The organism is Streptomyces sp. NPDC060027 (assembly GCF_042737005.1).
Taxonomy (GTDB): Bacteria; Actinomycetota; Actinomycetes; order Streptomycetales; family Streptomycetaceae; genus Streptomyces.
In genome coordinates, this window is the sequence record NZ_JBHWVI010000178.1 from 1 (window position 1) to 18491 (window position 18491).

The following is an 18491-nucleotide window of genomic DNA, read 5'->3' on the forward strand; positions in this document are numbered from 1 at the left end:
GCCCTCATTGAAGGTGGGACGCGCCGCCTTTTCCATCAGCAGGTGCCGGTGGGTTGCGTTCTCAACCGCCGGTGTGGATCTCTGTGCGGGCCTGCCCCGGCAGAGCGCGGCAGACAAGGCCTACGGCCCAAGCAGCCGGGCTGGATCCGCACTTGAGCCACAGAAGCTGCCCGCCTCCCCCTAGATACGTTACTGCTGGTTCCGTTATTGTCCCGGTCACGCCGGAGCGGCACTGACCTCCGGCCTGGACGAGCCGCGCCGCAGCCGCGCCGCAGCCGTGCCGCCGCTGCGATTCCACCCACTCCGAAGGAGCCGCCATGCGCGGGCTCGACCAGCCAGAACAACGTCCTCGTCCGCGGAGACGGCGAGAACCGTCTCCGCGGCTGGATCGCCGACGCCACGCTGGAGGAGGTGGAGGAGGCCGACGGGCCGCGTGCCCGGGTGACCGCCGAGACGGGGACGGCGCGCTCCGGGGCTGGGAAGACACCGGTGAGCACGTCGCGAACCCGATCGGCCATCCGTACCCGGTCGGCGGCCGGTTCGGTGCGGTGTGCTGTCGGCAACGCAGCTCAGCGAGCAGTCGGCGAGAACGCCGACCGGGACGAAGTCCCGCCGGTGACGGGCGGCTTCGGCGATGACGCAAGCGTCGCGGACGTCGGCTTCGGCCTCCCTCCGGAAGGCGCCGGGCCTGCGGTTGACCGTGCGGCAGGGCACCTTGAAGGCGGGCGTCCTCGAAGGACATCGGTGAGTCTCCTCGGACCCCACCGTCGCGCCGGTCCACCGCCACCCCGTGGTGCCCCGTGCCCGCACCGACGGGCCCGTCACCGGTTCATCCGCCCTTCCTCGTTCCGAGCAGCATGCCGTCGGCCCGAGGAACCCCGCCGTCATCTCCGCGGACTGCGGCTACCACGCACATCCCCGTCAACCGCCAGGGCGCCCCGAAGAGCCGGCCGGCCGCTCCTGGCGCGTCGCACAGGACAAGCCGCCGTCAGCCACACCCGGCCCTCTCGGACCGCCCGACCTACGGAGACCGCCATGACCCACCCGCACGCCCCCCGCCTTCACCATCGTCCACGGCCTCACCGCCCAGGTGTGTCCTTCGCCCTGGTCAACGGATCGGCTTTCGCCGTGCACGTGCTGCTCGCCTGCTCCGCAGCCGAGTTGATGGCCACCCATGTCTGGGGAGAGGCCACCATCGGCATGCTGGCCCTGCTCGTCCAGGGCTCCCTGCTGGTGTGGACGGCGGCGCGGTACGAACGCCGCGCGAACGCGCGACCGGCTCCTCAGGAGATCTGGGAGGAGAGCAGATGAGTCAGCAGATCCTGCTCGCCGCGCCCGGCGCCCTGGACAGTGACACGCACGCCTTTGTCCTGCTGGGCTTTCTGGCCTTCATCGTCCCCATCCTGTTCATCTGCGTTCTCAGCGGCCCCGAGAGGGACCGGGTCAACGAGTTCTACACAGCGGGCCGCAGGCTGAAGCCTCTGCGCGGAGCCCTCGTCCTGTCCGGCGTCTACCTGCCCACGGCCGCGGTGCTCGGCAACACGGGAAGCGTCGCGGTCTTCGGCTACGACGGTCTGTTCATGACCCTGTGCACCGCGCTGTCCCTCGGCGTCCTCCTCCTGCTGGCGCGCCCCCTGCGCGAGCGCGCCGGTTACACCCTGGGCGACACGTTCGCCCTGCGGGCTCCAGGGCCGGGGGCGCGCATCGCTACCGCCGTCGTGACCCTGAGCGTGTGCGTCCCCGTCATGGTCGTGCAGCTCTCCGGCGCGGGCGCAACCACCACGGCGCTGCTGGGAATGACCGGGCCCGGCGCCGAGAAGACAGCCATCGTCATGATCGGCGCACTGGTCGTCTGCGCCACGGCGTTCGGCGGCATGCGCGGCACGGTCGTCATTCAGGCGATCAAAACGGTGGTGCTGCTCGGCGCGGCCCTGACGGTGGCAGCCGTGCTGCTCCAGCGTTTTCACTGGAACACCGATGCGCTGATCGACGCCGCCGGACAGGGCAGCGGCCGACCCGCCGGCTATACGCGTCCCGGCCTCCGCTACGCGGGCAGCGGCGACGGGGCGGGCACGCTCGACTTCATCGGCCTGATGATCACCATCGTGCTGGGCGTGGCGTGCCTTCCACACGTCGCCCTGCAACTGAGCACCGCACCCGACGCGGCCACCGCGCGCCGTACGGTGCGCCATACGATCGGCATCGTCGCCTCTTTCTGCCTCCTGACAGCTCTGATGGGCTTCGCGGCCGCCGCGTTGATCGGCGCACCCACGATCATCGCCGCCGATCCCGGAGGCAACAGCGCCCTGCTGCTGCTCACCGGCGACCTGGCAGGCGGCGCGTCCGCCGACGCGAACGGGGCACTTCTCGTCGCCCTGGTCTCCTCCGCAGTGTTCCTCACCACGCTGGCCGCGGTGGCGAGCATCACCCTGGCCGCTGCAGGAGCGATCGCCCACGACCTGTACACGAAGGCGCTGCGCCGGGGGCGCACGACCGAGGGCCGGGAGGTGGCCGCCGCCCGCCTGGCGTCCGCCGGGGTCGGTGCGCTGTGCATCGTGCTGGCAGTCTGGGTCCAGGGATGGAACGTCCTGTTCCTGACGGCGATGTCCCTGGCGGTGGCAGCCTCCTGCCTGCTCCCGGCACTGGTGTACTCCGTCTTCTGGAGCGGCTACACCCGGGCCGGACTCCTTTGCACGCTGTACGGCGGCCTGCTCTGCGCCGTCGGACTGCAGATCTGCAGCCCCGTCTTCTCCGGCAACCCCTTGGCACTCTTCCCTGAGTGGCGCATCGACTGGTTCCCCCTGCAGACGGTCGTCCTCGTGTCGATTCCCGCCGGCTTCCTGTTCGGCTGGCTGGGCAGCCTCGTGGGAAGGCACGGTGCCCCACCAGACCGCTGGGCGTGACGGCGGCGCCGAGCGTCAGGGACAGGACGCGGAAGGCTCAGGCATCCTGGAGCGATCACGCTCCTGCGACCGCACGACTCCCAACGGCCGCGCAGCCACCACTGCCCGCCGCAAGGCCAAGGGCAGCAACAACCGGACCAAGGCCCGCATCACCGGTCGCCCGCGCACACGCACGGGCGGCCGACGCGCGCCGCCAGGCGGACTTCGGCGACGGCGTCCACAGTGACTCACTGACACGATGCCGTCAGCGCTCGAAGGAGTCCTTGGTCTTCTCTTTCGCGCCCCGCATCTTGCCGCGTGCTTCGAGGGCGGCGCCCTTTGCTGCGAGGTCGTCCTTGTGCACCGCGTGGGCGACCTTCCGCACGGTCTTTCCGGCCACCTGTTCGGCCTTTGCCTTGGCTTTCTCTCCGGCACTCATCTCCGTACCTCCGCGCAGTCTTCACCGGTCGAGTGCCCTCTACGCAGGGGTAGAACCCTCACCTGTCGATCAATCACGCGCTCGCGCTCGCCGTGGAACGGATCACGGGGACGACTGGGCGGGTCTGCGAGGATGGGCGGCATGGACGTACGGCGCAGGAACCATGTGACGGTGACCGGGCGGGCCGGTGCTCCGGTGGTGATGCTGGCGCACGGTTTCGGGTGCGACCAGAACATGTGGCGACTGGTGGTGCCGGACCTGGAGCGCGACTTCACCGTCGTCCTCTTCGATCATGTCGGGGCGGGGAAGTCGGATCTGTCCGCGTGGAGCCGGGAGCGGTACTCGACCCTGGACGGCTACGTGGATGACGTGCTGGAGCTGTGCCGGGAGCTGGCGCTCGGTCCCGTGACGTTCGTGGGCCATTCGGTGAGCGCGATGATGGGGGTGCTGGCCGCCGCCCGGGACCCCAAGGCGTTCGCCGGCCTGGTGCTCCTGGCGCCCTCGCCGTGCTTCGTCGACGACCCGGGCACCGGGTACCGGGGCGGGTTCAGCGCAGAGGACATCGAGGAACTGCTCGAGTCGCTGGAAGCGAACTATCTGGGCTGGTCGGGTGCGATGGCACCGGTCATCATGGGCAACCCGGAGCGGCCGGAGCTGGGCGAGGAACTGACCAACAGCTTCTGCCGCACCGATCCGGCCATCGCCCGGGTCTTCGCCCGGGTGACGTTCCTGTCGGACAACCGCGCCGACCTCGCGGCGGTGGGGGTGCCCACGCTGGTGGCCCAGTGCTCCAGCGACGCGATCGCCCCGCCGGAGGTGGGTGCGTTCGTCCACGCGCAGATCCCGGGAAGCCGCCTGATCACGCTGAACGCCACCGGGCACTGCCCGCAGCTCGCCGCCCCCGAAGAGACCGCCGCGGCGATCGCCGCGTTCGCGGGGGCCGCCGCTTGATGTGCAAGACCGACGGCCACGACGAAGGCAGCGCGAACAGACCCGACGGGCCGGACGGGACGGCGAATGAGCAGGCGCAGTTCTCGGCACTGCTGGAGGACAGTGCCGAGGACCTGTACGAGCACGCGCCCTGCGGCTACCTGTCCACGCTGCTGGACGGCCGGATCGCGAAGATCAACACGACCCTGCTGAACTGGCTCGGCTACCGGCGCGACGACCTCCTGGGCCGCAAGCACTTCTCCGACCTGCTCACCGTCGGAGGCCGGCTCTACCACGAGACCCACTTCGCGCCGCTGCTGCGGATGCAGGGGGAGGTCAGCGGCATCGCCCTGGAACTCAAGGCCGCGGACGGCTCCCGTATCCCGGTCCTGGTCACCTCGACCGTGAAAGCGGGCGGCGACGGACAGCCGCTGCTGATCCGCACCACCCTCTTCGACGCCCGCGACCGCCGGGCCTACGAGACCGAGCTGCTGCGCGCCCGCAGGGAGGCCGAGCTGGAGCGCGAGCGCCTTCAGCGGCTGGCCACCACTCTGCAGAAGACGCTGCTCCCGCCGGCGCTGGCGAACGTGCCCGGACTGGAGGTCTCCGCGCACTACCACATCGCCTCCGTCGACCAGGTCGGCGGCGACTTCTACGACCTGTTCCCCCTGGCCGCCGGGACCTGGGGACTGTTCCTGGGCGACGTGTGCGGCAAGGGCGCCGCCGCCGCGGCCGTCACCTCCCTGGTCCGGTACACGCTGCGCGCCGCCGCCGTCTACGACCCCGACCCGGCGGCCGTCCTGGACAACCTCAACACGGTCCTCAACCACGAGTACAACGGAACCGACCCCCGCTTCTGCACCGTCGTCTTCGGCCTGCTCACCCCCGACGACGAGCGGGGCGGGTTCCACATCACCCTGGCCAGCGGCGGTCATCCCCCCGCACTGCTGATGCGCGCCGACGGCACCACCGACTACCTGCCCACACCCGGCGGACAGCTCATCGGCGTCCTGCTCGACGCCCACATCGCCACCACCACCGTCCACCTGGCCCCCGGCGACACCCTGCTGCTGCACACCGACGGGCTCACCGAAGCCCACATCAACGCCGGTGCCGACCGATACGGCGACGACGCCCTCCTCGACTTCGCCCGCAGTCTGGCGCCCACCACCGCCTCGGACACCATCGACGCGATCCGCGACCTGCTCGACACCTTCGGCACCGGCGTGGACGACGACACCGCCGTCCTGGCCATCCACGTGCCCCGGCCCCCCAGTGAAGAGCGGCAGTGACACAGAACCTGACCCTCCACAGCCGCACCACCCCCACAGGAGTGGTCATCGAACTCGCCGGAGAACTGGACTTCCACACCGCCGACCGGGTCCGCGCCGCGCTGGCCGGTCTCGGCCTGCGACCGGGTCGGCAGCTCGTCCTGGACCTCGGCGGCCTCACCTTCTGCGACTCCACCGGCATCACCGTGCTGATCGCGGCCCGCAACCACGCCCTGGCGACCGACGCGGGTGTCGCTCTGGCCGCGGTCCCCGACCACGTCAGCCGGATCTTCCGCATGGTCGGCCTGGACCAGGTCTTCCCCTGCCACCCCGACGTCCAGGCCGCCGAAGCCGCCTGGCGGCCCACCACCTGACGCGAGCACCGCGCTCCAGGACCCTCCCATCTGACCAGCCGCGGCTCACTCTGGGGGCCTGAGTAGAGCCAGATGCTCCGATCTACTGCCAGACGCACTCGTCGATGACGATCTGCGGGTCAGCCGTGCGGGGTGTGAAGACATACCGCAGCCATCCTCGGCCGTGGTCGAAGTACACGACGTGGGCTCCCCCGGGGCGGGTGGACTGAACGGGCTCGACACTCACGCCGACAGGAAGGTCTGCGGCCGTGTCGACGCCCCGGAAGTACGGGTCCTTCGCAATGACAAGCTCGGCACGAGCCGCGTCAACCAGAGCGCGAGCCGCTGCGGGGAGGGCGCTTCTGTTGTCTTCGGCTTCTTTGGTCCAGTCAGCCTGCCAGGGAGGACCCATGAATCCGTCTGTCACTGGCCGGGTTCCGCCTTGCTCGCCTCGCGGCGCAGCCGCCCGGCCTCTTCCACGAGGCTTTTGGCGTGGGCGTTGTCCGTGGCCTGGGATGCCTCGTCTTCCAGTCGGTGGACCTCGGACTCCAGCCGAGGGTCCCGGGCGAGGGCGAATTCTGCCCACCAGCGGGCCATGAAAGCGGGGACGGGGGCGAGGTCGTAGGCATCAGCAATCTTCTCGCGCCAGTTGCGGTCGAAGTCCGGCAGAAGCTTGGGCGTGTGCTGTGCGATGGCCGCCCGCAGCGCCTTGGGAGTGCGATCGGGCATAGGAGGAACCGATCCCCGCATCCCGACGGTGGAAGTGCTCACTATGCAGGCTCTCCTTCGCGATGGCCGGGCGTGTCAGGCAGCTACGGACGCAGGCAGCGTGCCCACGGAGGCGTCGCTCTCAGTCGATTGTGACGCGGCCAGGACCTCACGCTGGGCGGTGGTGACCATGCGGGCGTAGGGATGAATGTCGCCGCGAGCGTAGGCGTCCAACAAGACCTCGCAGAGCGCGGACATCGAGCGGACCGCATCCTTCACACGTCGCTCGTCGGCGCCGGACCACACCTCATCTGTCGCGAACACACTGCGGCCGCGACGGTTGCCCGCCTTGGTGCTGGTAACGCTACGGGGCAGAGGCAGTGTCCCGGCAGCGTACTCGGCGAGAGCGCGGCTCATGACCCAAATAAGGGGCAGGCCCTCAGACTTGGCCCGTGCGCCGGCAGCTTCCCACACAGCCCTGGCAACGTTCGGGGCGCGTTCAGCCTCCCCTGCTGCTGGCATGTCGGGCTCCTTCGCTGCGGTCCGGATCTACCGATACACACGGTACTACGGATTGCATCGGTACATCCTCCTGGTGAGCAGAAACCGGGCCTCACGGACCACGGCATCCCCGGCTCCGGTAGACCGCTCCCGTTCAGGCAGCGGCCCGGGGAGCTGCGCGCAGCGGGCCGAGCGCCCGTGCCCACGCCAGCAGTTCGTCGACCAGTTCCTGGACCTGCGCCACGTGCAGGTCCTGCGGCCGGAAGTCCGTAAAGGCCACGAAGTCCTCGCGCAGCGACAGTGCCACCTGAGGTCCGATGTCCGCCATGCGCAGCGGGCCCGCCTGCGCGCGCAGTTTCTGCACCGCCATGACCGCGCCGAAGATGCCGCAGCCGACGTAGCCGACGGGCTTGCCGCCCCATTCCTCGTAGAGGTAGTCGATGGCATTGGTCAGGGCGGCGGGCGGAGCGGTGTTGTATTCGGGCGTGACGACGATGAAGGCGTCCAGCGGGCCGATCCGCTCGGCCCATCGGCGGGTGTGCGGCTGCCGGCCGGGCGCCATGGCTGCGGGCACGGGCTCGTCGAGCAGCGGCAGTGCGTAGTCCTTCAGGTCCACGAGCTCGAACTCCGCCGCGTCGCCGGCGTGTTCGGCCGCCAGGTCCCGCACCCATGAGGCCACCCGGTCGCCGTGGCGGCCGGGGCGGGTGCTGCCGATGATGATGCCGATCCTGGTCACGTCCGATTCTCCTGTGCTGGTTCTGGTTCTGGTTGGGGTGCGCTGGGTCTGTCGCTGCCTTGTTTCTGGTGGGGCGGGGCATGCCGTTGCCGTCCGGTGGTGCTTCCCCCGAGCGGTCCGGGGTCGCCGTGTCGAGGTGTCTGGCTGTCCGCGATGTAGTGGGGTGCCTGTCACTTCGGCGGGCCCCGGGGCCGCGCCCGGCGTCACAGGTCTGGAGTGCGTTGAGCGCTTCGGGTCAGTCCGCGTCCGGGAGGCAGCTGCTGTGTTTCGCGCAGGACTGCCCAGGCGTCCGCCACGGGGCCCAGGTGTGCGAGCTTGTCGGGGTTGCTCACCGTGCGGATCGACTGGATCCGCCCGTCGAGGATGTCGAGTGTCCAGGTGTTGAGGACCTTGCCGTCCCGGTCGCGGAAGACCGCGCCCGGCTGGCCGTTCACCTCGTGCGGTTCCACGATGCCGCCGATCCGCACGAACGGCGGGAAGAGGGTGGCGAGCATCTGGGACACGGCGTCGGCGCCGGTGAATCCCCTGGCCCACTGCGGGGCCTTGCCGCCGCCGTCGCCGAGCAGCGACGCGTCGGCGGCGAGCAGTTTCCGCAGGTCCTCGATGTTGCCTTCGCGGACGGCGTCGAAGAACCGCTCGGCGAGTTCCTCGCGTTCCTTGCGGTCGGCCTCGAACCGGGGCCGGCCCGCGTCCATGTGGCGACGCGCCCGCACGGCGAGCTGGCGGCACGCCGCCTGCGACCTGCCCACCGCCGAGGCGATGTCCGCGAAGCCGAAGGCGAACACCTCCCGCAGCACGAACACCGCCCGTTCCAGCGGGGAGAGCCGTTCCAGCAGCAGCAGTGATGCCATCGACAGCGAGTCGGCCAGTTCCGCCGACTGTTCCGGGTCCTCGTAGGGGTCGGTGAGCAGTGGCTCGGGGAACCACGGCCCGACGTACTCCTCGCGTCGCAGGCGGGCCGAGCGCAGGACGTCGATCGAGACCCGGGTGACCACGGCCGACAGGAACGCCCTCACCGACGCGGGCGAGGTCGCGGACAGTTCGTAGCGCAGCCAGGTCTCCTGGACGGCGTCCTCGGCCTCGCTCACGCTGCCCAGGATCCGGTAGGCGATGGAGAACAGCAGGGGCCGCAGTTCTTCGAACTCCTCGGTGCGGGTCACGCCAGCCCCTCCTGGAAGCCCTGCCGCCACGACGGATGGCGCAGCTCCCAGCCGAGCTCCCGTTTGGCCTTGGCGTTGGAGAAGCCGCGGCCCTCGGTCATCATCGTCACGACCACCTGCCCGGCCAGCAGCCGGGCCAGCCACACCGGGACCCGCATCGGCCGCTTCGCCCCCGCGCACGCCGCCAGATGGGGCAGCCACTCGCTCTCCGGGGCCGGTTCGTCGTCGACGATGTTGAACACTCCCCTCGCCTTCTGCTCGACGGCCAGGACGGTGGCGTTCGCCGCGTCGTCGAGATGGATCCAGGAGGCGTAGCCGGTGCCGTCCCCGACCAGCGGGAACTGCCGTTTGCGTACCAGTACGAGCTGGTCGTCGCTGGCGCCGGGACCGTAGAATGCGCCGTAGCGCAGCACCGCGCCGCCGGCCGCGCCGACGGCGTCCTCGACGTGGCGCAGCGCCGCCATCGCCGTGTGCGCGGCCGTTCCCTCGTGCAGGTCCAGCGGATCGTCCTCGGTCTTCACCCATCCGCCCTCACGGATGCCGTTCCAGTTGGCGTAGCCCTGTGCGACGACATGGGGGACGCCGGTCGCCTCGGCCGCGGCCAGCAGGTGGTCCGTCCCCTCGGTGCGCAGCCGGACGGTGGGGACGGACCACCGGTCGAAGTGCTTCAGGTCGGGCTTGCCGGCGTGCGCCCTGGAGATCCCGGTCATCTGGTGGACGATCACGTCCGGCCGGGCGGCCGCCACCGCTTCGCCGACGGACACCGCGTCCAGTCCGTCCATCACCACCGCCCCGGCGCCCAGCCGCTCCACCAGGCCGAGCTTGGCCGCGCTGGTCGTCGTGGCCGTCACCTGGTGGCCACGCGCCACGAGCTGCGGCACCAGCCGCCGCCCCAGGACCCCGGTCCCGCCCGCCACGAACACCCGCATGACCATCACCTTCCCGCTGTTGTAGTCCGTCTTCGGGATCTGGGACGAGACAGCTCCGCCGGATGTGACATCGCGGTGGCGGTGGGGCGCGGGCGGTGAACATGTTCCGCTCCGCCGGATGTGACATCGCGGTGGCGGTGGGGCGCGGGCGGTGAACATGTTCCGCGGTCGACAAGGGCGCAGGATCGGCCCGCGGACGTTCCGGCGCTGCGCGAGCGGGGCGGCAGCTGACCGACAACCGGCAGGGGGTCAATGGAGCGGGAACGACGCCCGTTCCCGCCACCGTGTTCCGTCGTGGACCAGGAGATCGACCGACGTCACGCGGGTAACGACGGGGAGCCGGCCGCGCAGGTCCGCCTCGGCCTCGTCCAGGACGGCATCGTCTTGTCCCTGAACGATGGTCAGATGCGGGACGATGCTGTCGAACTGCCCGCCGAACGGCGGGGTTTCGGGCCACCGGTCCGCGATCGCCTCGGTGAGCCGGCGGAACGGCGTGTCGGGTTCGGGAGCGAGATACAAGATCCCGGGAAACCGGCCGCAGTGTGCGAACCGGGCCTCGAAGGACCGGTGCCGTCCGATCACCTCACCGATGGCGGCGCAGGTGTCGCTGTCGAAGCGGCTCTCGGCGAGAAACGGGAAGAGGACGGTGACGTGGGGCGGCATCCCCGTACGGGCAGAAGGGTCCAGTCGGTCACGCCAGGCGCGGACAGCTGGTTCCGCCTCGGGGACCTTCACGATCAGTCCCGACTTCCCTGCTCGGATCCCGCTGGTGCCGTCGCCTGCCATCGCCCATGTCTATCAGCGGCTCCGGAGGGCAGCGACCGAATGCGGTGCCGAGGGCGGGAGTGTCGTGGGCGGTGTGGACGGTGGTTCTGGTTCGGGATCCGGGCCTGGAAGGATCCGGTGACATGATCGTGAGACCTTCCGGCGGCCTGGCCGCCGCCTTCGCGTGTCTGGGCTGTGAGGGGAACGGGCAGGTCCGCAGCGGCCTGCGGAGCGACGTGTGTCTCCGGGGCCGGGTTCGCGACGGCTGCTTCCGCGCCCTCTTCGTGGCCGCGGGACAGGTCGGGGTGAGCCACCGGTGAGCGACGCTCCCGCGGGGTTCGACGCCGTGGACTGGTCGGTGCTCAGGCATGCCTACGGGGCGGCCGAGGACGTGCCCGGCATGCTGCGGGATCTCTACCGGCCGCAGCAGGCCGCCGCCGCTGCCGACAGTCTGCTGACCCACGTCCATCATCAGGGCGGCGGGGTCTACTCCTCGGCTCCGGCCGCTCTCCCCCACGTCATCGCGGCCGCCGCGGACCCGGCCGTCGCCGCGGACGTCCGCCAAGAACTCCTGTATCTCGTCGGGGCTCTGGCCGGTGCGGGGAACATCGCGGAGCCCCGCTTCGTGACCTCCGGCTGGCCCGCCGCGTGGGACCTGGCGGTGCCGGACCTGCTGCCGCTGCTCGACGACCCGGTGGCGGTGAACCGCACCGCCGTCGCCGTCGCCCTCGCCGAGGCCCGCCGCCGGGCCGACGAGGTGACCGCCGCCCTGCGGGCACGATGGGGCGTGGAACCCGACCCGCGGACGCGGCTCCAACTCATCGACTCCGTAGGCTCGTTGACCGCCCACGCCGGTGAACGGCGGGGCTCGTCCCTGGGCTGGCTGCGCGAGCTCATGGACGCGGCCGACCCCTCCGTACGCCTCGTCGCCGTACAGGCCCTGCGCCGCGCGCTGCCGGGGCAGGACGACGCGGCGTACGCGCGGACGGTGTCCGAGGTGCTGTCCGGCGGTGAACCGACGACGTGGCGGCCGGGCGGCGGCGCGGTCAGGGCGACGGTCGTCTGGGCCGTCGGCCTGCTGGGAGCAGACCGGGCGGGCCGGGCCGACGCGACCCGCAGGCTGCTCGGGCACCGGGACCCGTCCGTGCGCGCGGGTGCGCTGCAGGTGGCCGCCCAGGCGCTCAGCGCCCGGCGCTCCGCCGTTGCGGAGCTGCTGCCGGCGGTGGCCCGTTCGCTGTCCGACCCCGAGCCCGGCAACAGGCTCTTCGCCGCCCGGGTCCTGGGCATGTGCGGGCACGCCGCCCTCCCCTGGGCGGACGCGCTGGCGGCCATGGTGACGGACGACGAGGGCGAGGCGTACCTGCCCGCCCGGTCCCACGCGCTCTGGGCCCTGTCGCGGCTCGGTGACGTGCGGTGCGTGGCGCCCTTGGCGCGGCGTCTGGGCGGAGCGCGGACCGGGTTCGCGTACCACGCCTCCCACGCCGACGGCTGGTGGACGTACGAGCTGAGCCTGGGCGAGGTCGCCGGAGGGCTCGGTGCCCACGCCGGTGTGCTGCTGCCCCCGGTACGGGCCCGGCTCGCCGCCGCCTCCACCCTCGACGAACGCCGCGGGCTCTGCCAGTTGCTGGAGTCGTGGGGTGCCGCGGCCGCCCCCGCGATCCCGGACCTGCTCGGCCTCCTGGACACCGACGCCGCGGTATGGGCGCTGGACGCTCTCGCCGCGATCGGGCCGGCCGCGGCCGAGGCGGTGCCCCGTGAACGGCTGCGCGCCCTGCTCGGCGACCCGCCCGCGGGCCAGCCGTTCGCGCCGCGCTGTCTGGCGCTCGCCTACGGGCGGTTGACGGGTGACCGAAAGCCCGCGCTCGATCTGCTGCTACCGCAGCTCGGCAAGCTGTACGGCCGGGAGAGCGCCGCCCTGCTGCTGGGGGAACTGGGGCCCGCGGGTGCCCCGTACGCCGGACGGCTGCGCGAGCTCCTGCCCCTGTGCAAGGGGGGCTGGCTGCCGCTGCGCGTCGGCGAGGCGCTGTGGCGGATCACCGGACGGGCCGATGAGGTCGTCCCGGTCCTCGTCCGGGCGATCGCCCCGTTCGCCGAACGCGGCGGCGCCTACCCGGCCGTCATCGAGACGGTGAAGCTGCTGGCCGGCATGGGCGCGGACGCCGCCCCCGCGGAGCCCGCCCTGAGGGCGTTCCTCGACGCCGACGAGCGGCCCGTCCGGCACGGAACCTGGCGCTCCGTCCCCGAGGACGACGCGCTGTGCGGCGCCGCGCGCGCCGCACTGCTCGCCATCTCGGCACCCGGCGGTGCCACCTGACGCGGCACGTTCCGAGAGGAGTTGTGCGAGGGCCGGACGCGGGAACCCGGCCCGTACGGGCATCCCGACATCCCGACATCCCGGCATACCGGCATCCCGCGGAACTCGTACGACTGCTCGTCTCGCCCTGCGGGCGGATGCGTTCCCTCTTCTTCTCGGCGTCGAGGTCCGCGTCGGGGAGGGGGACGGCCGGCGTCAGGGCGTGCCGCGCCTCGGCGAGGACGGCGTGCCGTGGGGCTGCGGCACCTGCGGCATGAAGCCGGGCGATGAGCATCGCCGGTCTGCTCCGCGGCGGTGCCGGGGAAGCAGGAAGCCCGCGGGCGGGGGGCCCTGTTCAGCTCGGGTGGAACTGCGGGCCGTACGTCTCCTGGGTTCCGGGGATCGGGATCTCCATCAGTTCCACGGCGGGGCTTTCCAGTCGGCGCATGGTGCGCACGGCCGTGTTCAGGCTGCGGGGGCCGCCGTCGGCCCACGCCGCGTCGAGTGCTTCCAGCACGGCGGTGTAGGTGCTGTCGAAGGCGCTCAGGAGTCGCTGGGCCTCGGGCGGAGGCTGGTCCCAGCCGCCCGCCGGGACCCTGGCCATGGGCCGCGCGTCGGGGAAGGGCACGGGAGCTCCGGTGAACTGCCAGCCGTCCTCGGTCTCGCGCAGCCGGCGGCCGTAGTAGATCTCGGCGAAGGCGTAGTAGTGCGCCACATGGTCGTCGCCCGGAGCGTCGGCGGGAGAGCTGGAGGTGCCTTCGCCCTGCTCGCGGACGATCTCGATCGCGTGCTCGATGTCGTCGAGGGTGGCGACCGGCTGGAGAAGGTCTCCGCCGATGTGCTCGTTCAGCTGCCGGCGCGTCGACAGCTCGGGTCCGACGGACCGGAACGTCTTGAGTACTTCCTCGTAGAAGACGCCGATGCTGAGCGGGTCGTCCACGCTGCCGGTGAGCGGTGCCGCGGGGGCTTCGATGGCCATCATCACGTCGTGCACGAACGCCGGGGTCAGGCCCGACAGGTACACGCGGGCCCCGGGGTGCACCCCGCCCGGCAGCGGGCCGGGATAGACGGGTGCCCCTTCTTTGACGCGCGGCCGCCCGTCCAGGGCCACGAGCAGATTGCAGACCACTCCGAGGTGGTACATCTCGTCGAAGACGATGCGCTGGATCACCTGGGCGACGTCGCTCTTGCGGTCCCTGACGGACCACCAGCCGCACAGATACGGCGGGATGGTGGCGATCTCGATGGCCACAGCGACCTGAAGGGCCGCCCTGAGCCAGTCGACGTCGCGGTGCCGGTGCGGAACGGCGACCAGGCGTACCGCGGTCCCGCTCTGCGGCGCGGCAAGCCGTCCGTGTGACGGCCGCTGCGGGGCAGGAGCGGCGGCGGCCGAGGCGACGGGGGTGCCGACCGCCAGCGCGGCCGACGCCAGGAGGCTGCGACGCCTCAAAGGGGCAGCGGCCGGCCCCTCGGGGGAACTTCTCTCCGTCACCACACCCTCCCCACGCACGCCCTGCCGTCCGGGCCTCACCCGCGGGCCGGGCGGCCACCGGCGGATCGATCAGGAAGCTAGCAGCCCCCACAGGCCTGCCCGGAGCGCCCGCACCGCGTGGCGCGTCCATGCACGCGGACGGCCCAGTGCGGGGTCCCGCGGAGGGCTTGCTCAGTGACCGCGTTCGCCGGGGATGGGGCCCCGCGGTGCGATGGTGCCCGCAGATCCGCAACCTGGGCCTGCAGATCCGCAACCTGCTGTGCCGGCTCGGCTCGTGGTTCCCGTGCGGATGCCGTTCGGCGCGGCCTTCCGCTGGGCTCACAAAGGGGTTCCGGAGGGCGGCGTGCCGGGCGTGACACCTTCCGTGCCGGTACGACAAAAGGATCGTCCGGACCGACATGACGCCCGGGCATATCCCCTGGCGCGCCCGGCGCCGGGCCGATGCCGTCTCCGCCGCACCCCCAGGGCCCAGGTGCCGCGGAACTGTCCACGCGGCCCCGCCCTGCAAAATCTTCTGGTCACAGCCTCGGCGGGGTGACGGCGGTCGCGCCCGGGTCAGGGCGCACGGCGCGCCGGGCCGGTTCGGTGATCCGGTGCACGCCTCGGCGCTGTTGGCGAATATGCAGTCCGACTATCACGCCGGAGTAAACATTCATCGGAAAAGCCTTCATTCGCGCCGTTGTGGGCGAAGTGGTGCTTTCCCGATACTTCGAGTTGTCACAGCCCTGTCAGGGAATCCGGCTCCCGCCGATGACGCGTACTCGGCTCCCGCCGCCCCTCGGGGCGTGACCGGTCCCCGCCCTCCACCGTCCCACCCGCACCTGCCCTGCCCTGAGGAGAAGTCCGATGGACAACCGGTACGAGGCCTACGCCTACGCAGACCCGATCTTCTACGACTCGCCGCGACGGTGGGGCGCGCAGGAGGAGTTCGCCGCCGTCAGCCGGCCGCTGCCCGCGGGATGGGAGCGCGGCGACCTGGAGATCTGGGCGGTGGTACGCCCCCAGGACGTCCAACTGCCCTCGCAGGGCTGGAAGATCCACGTGTCCTCGTGCGCCGATGACGCCGAGGCGGTGCTGGAGGAGGTGTACGCCTACTGCCTGCGCGAGCACATCACGTTCAAGTTCCTGCGCGGGCTGCCGATCCTGCAGATGCAGAACTCCAAGTACTCACCGCGCGGGTCGAGCGGGAAGTTCTGCACGCTCTACCCGGTGGGCGACGGCGAGTTACGCCGATGTCTGGAAGGCCTCGGCCGGCTGCTGGCCGGCCGCCGCGGACCGTACATCCTCAGCGATCTGCGCTGGGGGCAGGGCCCGCTCTACCTGCGCTACGGCGGATTCGCCGAACGGCACTGCCGCAACGACGCCGGCGAGCGGGTGCTCGCCCTCGAAGACCCGGACGGACGGCTCGTCCCCGACGTGCGCGGTGCCGGATTCTCGGTCCCCGACTGGGCGCCCGTGCCCGCCTTCGTCGCCGAGGCCCTGGCCGAGCGCACCGCGCGGCGCGACGAAGGCGGGCTGCCCTACACCGTGGAGCGTGTCCTGCACTTCTCCAACGCAGGCGGCGTCTACGTGGCACGCAAGGGCACCGAGGGCCCGCGGGTGGTGCTGAAGGAGGCCCGCCCGTACGCGGGGCTGGACCAGCGCGGGGTCGACGCCATGACCCGGCTGCGCCAGGAACACGCCATGATGACCCGGCTGGCCGGACTGCCCGGCGTCCCCGCCCTGCACGGGCTGCTGACCGTCTGGGAACACCGCTTCCTGGTCCAGGAGTTCGTCGAGGGACAGTCCCTGAGCCAGTGGCTGACCGCGCGGTACCCGCTGATCCATCCCGGCCCGGACGACACCGTGGTGGCCGAGTACACCCGGGACGCGGTCGCGATCGTGGAGCGCATCGAGCGGATCCTGCACGCGATGCACGCCCGCGGAGTCGCCTTCGGAGACCTCCACCCGCGCAACCTGATCATGCGGCCGGACGGCGACATCTGTTTCATCGACTTCGAACTCGCCAGCCCCGTAGACGACTTCGTCCGCCCCGCACTGGGCGCCGCGGGATTCACCGCGCCGGCGGGATACACCGGTCCCGACATCGACTGGTACGGGCTGGCCGCGATCCGGCTGTGGCTGTTCCTGCCGCTGGCGCAGTTGCCGGCCCTGGACGCGGGCAAGGGCGCCGAGCTCGCCGAGGTCATCGAGCGCCGCTTCCCGGTACCTCCCGGATACACCGCCGAGATCCGCCGTCTGCTGGCACCCTCGGCCTCGGACGGCCGGACCCCGCGGCCCGAACTCGGCTTGCGCAGGGCCGAGGTCGGGGCCCTGCTGACCGGGCCGCGGGCCGACTGGCCGGCCATCCGCGACTCGCTCGCCGCCGGCATCCGGGCGATGGCCACCCCCGGCCGCGCCGACCGGCTCTTCCCCGGCGACATCGCCCAGTTCACCCAGGGCGGCCTGGGCCTGGCCCACGGAGCGGCCGGCGTCCTCTACGCCCTGCACGCCACCGGCGCGGCCGTCGACGCCGAGCACGTGAAGTGGCTCGTCGACGCCGCACGGACCCGGCCGGCCGTCCCCGGTCTCTACTCCGGCGGACACGGCGTGGCCCACACCCTCGACCTGCTCGGGGAACGGGAGGCCGCGCTCGACCTGCTGGAGCGGCTCGCCCAGGCCGTCCCGGACGGCCCGCCCGGCCCGGATCTCGCGTCCGGCGGCGCCGGCATCGCGCTGGCCCTGCTGCACTTCGCCTCCGCCACCGGCGATTCCCGGCTGCTGGAATCCTCCCTGGCCCACGCGCGGGCCGCGGCCGACGAACTGGAGAAGGAGAGCACCGGCGGCGGGCGGCGCAAGGCCGGCCTGCTGGGCGGAGCCTCCGGTGCGGCGCTCGCCCTGGTCCGCCTCTACGAACACACCGGTCACCAAGCCCTGCTCGACCAGGCCGAGACTCTGATCGCACGGGACCTCGACCGGTGCGTGACCGCCACGGACGGCACCGTCCAGGTCCTCGACGAGTACCGGGTGCTCCCCTACATCGAGACCGGCAGCGCCGGTATCGGACTGGCCTTGAACGCCCTGCTCGCCCACCGGCCCGACAGCCCCTCGGCCGGCTACGAAGCGCCGATCCGCCGCGCGGCCGAACCCGAGTTCATCATCCAGCCGGGCCTGTTCAACGGCCGCGCGGGACTCCTCGGCTATCTGGCCCTGACCCGGCCGCGCACCCGGCACATCCCAGGCACCGCGCGGCCCCCGGGTGCCGGGCGCGCCTCGCACATCCTGGGCGCCGCGGACGCGGTCGACGACTGCCAGACCGCGCTGGACCGCCACCGCAGGCTGCTGGCCCTCCACCAGATCTCCTACCAGGGCCATCTCGCCTTCCCCGGCGACCAGTTGCTGCGGCTCTCGGCGGATCTGGCGACCGGCTCCGCCGGCGTACTGCTGGCCCTGGGCACCGCGCTGGCCGGTACCCCCTTCCTCCCCTGGACCGGCGGCCCCGGCCGCACACCACCAGCGCCCGCCGGCCACGGCTGACCCGCTCGGCCCGCCGCCGGCCGCGCTGCCGGCCAGACCTCGAGCCGACCGCCGGCCGCGTCACCACGAACCGCGTCACCACGAACCGCGCCATCACGGCCCGTACCACCGCGGGCCGCATCACCCCAACGCGCAACGTATACAGCCGAGTTGCGCCCCCAGACCCCCGACCGACAGCCGCCGGCCGGGTGATCCACCCGTCAATCAAAGGAGAACAGCCATGATGATCCTCGACCTCCAGACGATGGACCTGCCCGAGACCGAAGCCACCCCCATCGACGACACCCTCGCCAGCACCAGCTCGCTGAGTGTGCTCAACTGCGGCACCAGCACCGTGAGCACGATCCTGTGCGTCTGATCGGCTTCACCGCATAGGACGCGCGCAGGGGCGCGCGGCACAGCCGGCCGGGCCGCCGTCAGCGGCCCGGCCGGTCCCCCCCCCTCCCCGCCCCCGTACACCCCGCAGACCGCGGACCGCGGACCGCTGACTGCCCCGCCCAGCCGCGGCGCCGATCC

18 protein-coding genes are annotated in these 18491 nt (G+C 71.9%); 9 read left to right on the plus strand and 9 right to left on the minus strand.

Annotation, left to right across the window (positions count from 1 at the left end; all coding sequences use genetic code 11):
- Nucleotides 1-1092: 1092 nt before the first annotated feature.
- Both ACFWBT_RS32160 and ACFWBT_RS32165 read left to right on the plus strand, forming a co-directional pair.
- On the plus strand, nt 1093-1311 hold the full coding sequence (locus ACFWBT_RS32160; protein ID WP_385706505.1) for a hypothetical protein: 219 nt from the start codon (nt 1093-1095) through the stop codon (nt 1309-1311).
- Nucleotides 1308-2903, plus strand: coding sequence for a cation acetate symporter (locus ACFWBT_RS32165; protein WP_385706506.1), 1596 nt, complete (start codon nt 1308-1310; stop codon nt 2901-2903). Before ACFWBT_RS32160 ends, ACFWBT_RS32165 begins: the two co-directional genes overlap by 4 nt.
- 244 nt (nt 2904-3147) lie before the next feature.
- On the opposite strand, the gene ACFWBT_RS32170 is transcribed toward ACFWBT_RS32165, so the two are convergent.
- Nucleotides 3148-3321: a hypothetical protein gene (locus ACFWBT_RS32170; protein WP_385706507.1), complete on the minus strand. Its 174-nt coding sequence runs from the start codon at nt 3319-3321 to the stop codon at nt 3148-3150.
- Nucleotides 3322-3462: 141 nt separating this feature from the next.
- Between ACFWBT_RS32170 and ACFWBT_RS32175 the strand changes: the two genes are divergently transcribed.
- The 3 genes from ACFWBT_RS32175 to ACFWBT_RS32185 are packed head-to-tail and all read left to right on the plus strand — an operon-like array spanning nt 3463 to nt 5896.
- A complete protein-coding gene (locus tag ACFWBT_RS32175; protein ID WP_385706508.1) occupies nt 3463-4272 on the plus strand; it encodes an alpha/beta fold hydrolase in 810 nt (269 codons plus the stop codon).
- On the plus strand, nt 4272-5543 hold the full coding sequence (locus ACFWBT_RS32180; RefSeq protein WP_385706509.1) for a SpoIIE family protein phosphatase: 1272 nt from the start codon (nt 4272-4274) through the stop codon (nt 5541-5543). Before ACFWBT_RS32175 ends, ACFWBT_RS32180 begins: the two co-directional genes overlap by 1 nt.
- Entirely contained in the window at nt 5540-5896 is a 357-nt protein-coding gene (locus tag ACFWBT_RS32185) for an STAS domain-containing protein (protein WP_385706510.1), read from the plus strand. The genes ACFWBT_RS32180 and ACFWBT_RS32185 overlap by 4 nt, the downstream gene beginning before the upstream one ends.
- Nucleotides 5897-5978: 82 nt before the next feature.
- Here ACFWBT_RS32185 and ACFWBT_RS32190 read toward each other — a convergent pair whose 3' ends face one another.
- The 7 genes from ACFWBT_RS32190 to ACFWBT_RS32220 form a co-directional block, all read right to left on the minus strand.
- Entirely contained in the window at nt 5979-6122 is a 144-nt protein-coding gene (locus ACFWBT_RS32190) for a hypothetical protein (RefSeq protein WP_351134917.1), read from the minus strand.
- Nucleotides 6123-6298: 176 nt separating this feature from the next.
- The gene (locus tag ACFWBT_RS32195) at nt 6299-6604 is read right to left on the minus strand and encodes a DUF6247 family protein (protein ID WP_385706511.1); all 306 of its coding nucleotides are present in this window, start codon (nt 6602-6604) and stop codon (nt 6299-6301) included.
- Between the two features lie 75 nt (nt 6605-6679).
- A complete protein-coding gene (locus ACFWBT_RS32200; RefSeq protein WP_385706512.1) occupies nt 6680-7000 on the minus strand; it encodes a hypothetical protein in 321 nt (106 codons plus the stop codon).
- Between the two features lie 238 nt (nt 7001-7238).
- Nucleotides 7239-7820: an NADPH-dependent FMN reductase gene (locus ACFWBT_RS32205; RefSeq protein WP_385706513.1), complete on the minus strand. Its 582-nt coding sequence runs from the start codon at nt 7818-7820 to the stop codon at nt 7239-7241.
- Nucleotides 7821-8023: 203 nt separating this feature from the next.
- Nucleotides 8024-8980: an RNA polymerase sigma-70 factor gene (locus tag ACFWBT_RS32210; protein WP_385706514.1), complete on the minus strand. Its 957-nt coding sequence runs from the start codon at nt 8978-8980 to the stop codon at nt 8024-8026.
- Complete coding sequence (locus ACFWBT_RS32215) at nt 8977-9915, minus strand: NAD-dependent epimerase/dehydratase family protein (protein WP_385706515.1); 939 nt, start codon at nt 9913-9915, stop codon at nt 8977-8979. The genes ACFWBT_RS32210 and ACFWBT_RS32215 overlap by 4 nt, the downstream gene beginning before the upstream one ends.
- Nucleotides 9916-10158: 243 nt before the next feature.
- Nucleotides 10159-10695 (minus strand): 2'-5' RNA ligase family protein, encoded by a 537-nt coding sequence (locus tag ACFWBT_RS32220; protein ID WP_385706516.1) that lies wholly within the window; start codon nt 10693-10695, stop codon nt 10159-10161.
- A gap of 122 nt (nt 10696-10817) precedes the next feature.
- Here ACFWBT_RS32220 and ACFWBT_RS32225 point away from each other — a divergent pair, with 122 nt between their 5' ends.
- Together ACFWBT_RS32225 and ACFWBT_RS32230 are read left to right on the plus strand one after the other, a co-directional pair.
- A complete protein-coding gene (locus tag ACFWBT_RS32225) occupies nt 10818-10994 on the plus strand; it encodes a hypothetical protein (protein ID WP_385706517.1) in 177 nt (58 codons plus the stop codon).
- Nucleotides 10991-12988, plus strand: coding sequence for a hypothetical protein (locus tag ACFWBT_RS32230; protein ID WP_385706518.1), 1998 nt, complete (start codon nt 10991-10993; stop codon nt 12986-12988). Before ACFWBT_RS32225 ends, ACFWBT_RS32230 begins: the two co-directional genes overlap by 4 nt.
- A gap of 334 nt (nt 12989-13322) precedes the next feature.
- On the opposite strand, the gene ACFWBT_RS32235 is transcribed toward ACFWBT_RS32230, so the two are convergent.
- Nucleotides 13323-14417, minus strand: coding sequence for a ferritin-like protein (locus ACFWBT_RS32235; protein ID WP_385706519.1), 1095 nt, complete (start codon nt 14415-14417; stop codon nt 13323-13325).
- An 888-nt stretch (nt 14418-15305) separates the two neighbouring features.
- Here ACFWBT_RS32235 and lanKC point away from each other — a divergent pair.
- The gene (gene lanKC / locus ACFWBT_RS32240) at nt 15306-17975 is read left to right on the plus strand and encodes a class III lanthionine synthetase LanKC (RefSeq protein ID WP_385706520.1); all 2670 of its coding nucleotides are present in this window, start codon (nt 15306-15308) and stop codon (nt 17973-17975) included.
- Nucleotides 17976-18195: 220 nt separating this feature from the next.
- Entirely contained in the window at nt 18196-18333 is a 138-nt protein-coding gene (locus ACFWBT_RS32245; protein WP_107065889.1) for a SapB/AmfS family lanthipeptide, read from the plus strand.
- Nucleotides 18334-18491 lie beyond the last annotated feature (158 nt).